This is a genomic window from Nostoc sp. (assembly GCF_036917975.1).
GTDB lineage: Bacteria > Cyanobacteriota > Cyanobacteriia > Cyanobacteriales > Nostocaceae > Nostoc.
This window is the reverse complement of the sequence record NZ_JBALEJ010000002.1, coordinates 1-1,839: the sequence shown is the minus strand read 5'-3', so window position 1 is coordinate 1,839 and position 1,839 is coordinate 1. Positions and strand designations below refer to the sequence as shown.

At 44.6% G+C, this 1,839-nt stretch carries 1 protein-coding gene; it reads left to right on the top strand.

The features are described 5' to 3' along the window. Window positions 1–1,839: S9 family peptidase (locus tag V7K76_RS00335; RefSeq protein WP_335029630.1), on the top strand; the 1,839-nt coding region annotated here is incomplete at both ends.

The following is a 1,839-nucleotide window of genomic DNA, read 5'->3' as shown; positions in this document are numbered from 1 at the left end:
ATCGCCGATAACAACAGACTTAATTACTGCAAGTACAATTGGGTTGGGACAAATTGCCCTCTGTGGCGAAGAGATTTACTGGAGTGAGTTACGACCATCAGAGTCAGGTAGAAATGTCATAGTGCGGCGGGATACAGATGGTAAAATCCAGTCCCTCACGCCTAGTGGCTTCAATGTGCGTACTCGTGTGCATGAATATGGTGGCAGTTCCTTTCTTGTGGTGAATGGCACTGTTTACTTTTCCAACTTTATTGATCAACGCCTATATTGTCACCAGAGCGATCAAGAGCCGCAAGCCATCACCCCAAAAGCTGCCACACGCTATGCAGACGGTGTTTTTGATCGTCAAAACAACCGAATTATTTGTGTATATGAAGATCACACAGATGTGACAAAGGAGGCGAGTAATAGTTTAGTCGGCGTGGAACTAGACGGAGATCATAAAATCCAAGTATTAGTATCTGGAAATGACTTTTATGCTTCGCCTCGCCTTAGCCCGGATGGTTCACGTTTAGCTTGGCTGACTTGGAACCATCCTAATATGCCTTGGGATGGGACTGAACTATGGGTTGGGGAATTAAAGGCAGATGGTTCTTTGGGAAATACTCAAAAAATTGCTGGGGATTTAGATGAGTCTATTTTTCAGCCACAGTGGTCGCCAGATGGTAAGTTGTATTTTATTTCTGACCGTACAGGTTGGTGGAATATATATCGTTGGCAAGATGAAAATGTAGAAGCGCTAACTCAAATGGAAGCAGAATTTGGTCAGCCGCAATGGAATTTTGGGATGTCCACTTATGCTTTTGGGTCTGCTAACCAGATTATTTGTACTTATACCCAGCAAGGGATTTGGTATTTAGCAAGCCTTGATACACTAACATGTAACTTAGAACTAATAAATACGCCCTACACAGATATTAGCTCTCTCCACGCGACCTCTAACCAGGTGGTTTTTCGTGGAAGTTCGCCAACTCAATTAGCAGCAATTGTCCGTTTGGATCTGACAACTAAAGAGCTAGAAGTACTACGGTGTTCTAGTGATGTAACTATTGATGCTGGTTATCTTTCTTTACCTGAAGCCATTGAGTACGAAACATCTGATGACAAAACAGCATACGCCCTTTTCTACTCACCTCGAAACCGTGACTATACGGCTCCTGAGACTGAAAAACCGCCCTTGATTGTCAAAAGTCACGGTGGCCCCACCGCAGCAACTTCTAGTAGCCTCAATTTTAGCATTCAGCATTGGACTAGCCGAGGAATAGCGGTTTTGGATGTAAATTATGGTGGCAGTACAGGGTACGGGCGGGAGTATCGGCAACGGCTTTCTGGGAATTGGGGAATTGTAGATGTGGATGATTGTGTTTTCGGTGCGCGTTACTTAGTGTCACGGGGAGATGTAGACGGCGCTCGTCTAACCATTTCCGGCGGGAGTGCAGGTGGTTACACAACGCTTTGTGCGTTAACTTTCCGAGATACTTTTAAAGCAGGAGCCAGCTATTTTGGTGTCAGTGATTTGGAAGCTTTAGTTCGGGACACACATAAGTTTGAATCCCGGTACTTGGATGGTCTGGTTGGTCCTTATCCACAACAGCGTCAGATTTATCAACAGCGTTCGCCAATTAACTTTAGTGAGCGTCTAGCCTGCCCAATGATTTTTTTTCAGGGATTAGAAGACCGAGTAGTTCCGCCCAATCAAACTGAAGCAATGGTTACAGCCCTAAGAACAAAAGGTGTACCTGTGGCTTATGTTGCTTTTGAGGGTGAAGAACATGGTTTCCGCAAAGCCGCAAACATCAAGCGTTCTTTGTCAGCAGAACTTTACTTTTATTCACGAAT